This is a genomic window from Candidatus Contendobacter odensis Run_B_J11, from assembly GCF_000531125.1.
Classification (GTDB): domain Bacteria; phylum Pseudomonadota; class Gammaproteobacteria; order Competibacterales; family Competibacteraceae; genus Contendibacter; species Contendibacter odensensis.
In genome coordinates, this window is sequence record NZ_CBTK010000288.1 from 1 (window position 1) to 2464 (window position 2464).

2 protein-coding genes are annotated in these 2464 nt (G+C 59.7%); both read right to left on the reverse strand.

Annotated features, from left to right (window positions below; all coding sequences use genetic code 11):
• Positions 1 to 2222 (reverse strand): putative bifunctional diguanylate cyclase/phosphodiesterase (locus tag BN874_RS18320; protein WP_154725019.1); only part of this gene is annotated, 2222 nt, incomplete at its 3' end.
• A gap of 18 nt (positions 2223 to 2240) precedes the next feature.
• Positions 2241 to 2464, reverse strand: a 224-nt coding sequence (locus BN874_RS25215) for a hypothetical protein (protein WP_195912223.1), incomplete at its 5' end; no start/stop codon positions are given.

A 2464-nucleotide genomic window follows, 5' to 3' on the forward strand; every position in this document is an offset into this window, starting at 1 on the left:
GGGAGGTCGGCGGCTGGCATGGGGCGGGCGATGCCGTAGCCCTGGGCCAGTTCGCAGCCGAATTGGAGCAGCATCTCCCCGTGTTCCACCGTCTCTACGCCTTCGGCGATGATCTCGCGACGGAAGGCGGCGGCTAAACCAATCACTCCCTCCAAAATAGCCAAATCATCCGGGTCGTTGAGCATGTCGCGCACGAAACTCTGGTCAATCTTGATCAGGGCGACCGCCAACTGTTTCAAGTAGGTCAGCGAGGAATAGCCGACGCCAAAGTCATCCAGAGCAAACCGCACCCCGATTTCGCGGCAGTGAGCAATAACCTGGGAGACTCCAGTCAGGTCTTCCAATGCGCTGGTTTCGAGCACCTCCAGTTCAAGGCTGGACGGCAGCACCGACGGATGCATCGCCAGTCGGGCGCGCAGGCGTTGGACGAAGTTCTGCTGTAACTGGCGGGCGCCGATATTGACGCTGACCGGAAGGTTCAGCCCCTCCGCTCGCCAGGTTTCGATCTGGGTCAGCGCGGTGTCGATTACCCACTCGCCGATTTCGACGGCCAGCGGATGATCTTCGATCACTGGCAGGAACGCCGCTGGTGGCAACAGCCCTTGTTCCGGGTGTTGCCAGCGGATGAGGGCCTCAGCGCCGATGACCGTCCCGGTGCGCAAATTCACCTTGGGCTGGTAGTACAACACCAACTCGTGTTCAACCAGGGCGCGGCGGATGTGCTCCAGGCTTTTATGATGACTGCGGATGTTAGTATCGTTTTTTAAATCAAAGAGATGATAGCGATTCTTGCCCGCCAGCTTGGCCTGATACATGGCTTGATCAGCTTGACGCAGCAGTTGATCGGCATCCACGTCGTCCACCTGCGGGTAGAAGGTGATGCCGAGGCTGGCCGATACCTGGAGGGTGAGATCGCCGATCCGCACGGGGGTGGCAGCGGCAGCGAGCAGGCGAGTTAGCAGCGGTACGCAGGCTGCGACATCGGCCAGATCAGGCAACACCGCGACGAACTCGTCGCCGCCGATGCGCGCCAGGGTGTCGCCTTCGCGCAGAGCCTGCTTCATGCGCGTCGCTACGGTGATCAACAACTGGTCGCCGCTTTCGTGCCCGTAGTCGTCATTGATGGCCTTGAAACCGTCCAGGTCGAGCAGGATCACCGCGACGGGTTGACCGCGCCGCTGGGATTGGGTCAGGGCTTGTTGCAGGCGGTCGGCCAGCAACACCCGATTAGGCAGGGTGGTCAGCATGTCGTAGTGGGCGATGTGTTCGAGTTGCTGTTGGTGCGTTTTGAGCGTGGTGATGTCAGAAAACAATCCGACATATTGCTGGGTCTGACCCTGGGCATTGCGCACCGCGCTGATGGTGAGCATTTCAGGGTAGGTTTCGCCATCTTTGCGCCGATTCCAGATTTCACCGTACCAGTGGCCTTTTTCGGTCAGATCGCGCCACAGGGCGGCAAAGAATAGCGGGTCGTGAAAGCCGGAACTTAGCAGGTGCGGGTTGCGGCCCAGCACCTCGTCGCGGCGGTAGCCGGTGATCCGGGTGAAGGCGTCATTGACCTCCAGAATCGTCCCGTCCGGTTCAGTGATCAGGATGCCTTCGCGGGTGTGGGTGAAGACACAGGCGGCGAGGTGGAGTTTGATTTCAGCGTGCTTGCGTTCGGTGATGTCGCTCAGGGTGATGCGGATCACCGCCGCGCCGCCTTCATCCTCATCCTGTGCGCGGGTCGCTTGCAAATGCGCCCAGAACACCGCGCCGTCCTTTTTCACCATCCGCAGCTCGCAGGTTTGCGGTTCGCCGGTCGCAAAAAGCGCTTTGCGGAATCGGTAATAGCGGTCTTGGTCTTCCTTCAGAATGAACTGGGCGATCCGCTGTTGAATCAGCGCGGATCGAGTCATGCCCAACGGGGTGGCGAGGGTGCAATTGGCTTGCAGGATCAGCCCCGGCTCGCTCACGGTGCAATAGCCCACCGGGGCCAGGTCGTACAAGTCGAAATAGCGCGCCCGCTCGATATCCAGTTCTATCTGCACCCGGCGCAGTTCCTCGTTCTGCATCTCCAGTTCAATTTGATGCACCCGCAGTTCGTGGAGCGTCTGCTGAACCGCTTCGAGCGACGGGGTATCGAGGTCTGACGGCAACTGCGTCGGTTTTTTCCGGGCGATGGCTTCGGCCTGTCGGCGCAGTTCGGCGGCGGGATCGGCTCGGTTATCGTTGCGGTTCATGGCGGAATTCCCTCTCGGTTAAAAGCTGAAATTCTCGCCCTTTGCATCATTACTGAGCGGCGTAAACGCCAAAATCTTCTCTTCTCTTCTCTTCTCTTCTCTTCTCTTCTCTTCTCTTCTCTTCTCTTCATCTTCCGCTAAACCCGTCAATTCGTCATACCCGCGAAAGCGGGTATCCACGCGGTTCAGCGGCTGACTGGATTCCCGCCTACGCGGGAATGACGGCAAGCGGTTCAGCGGCT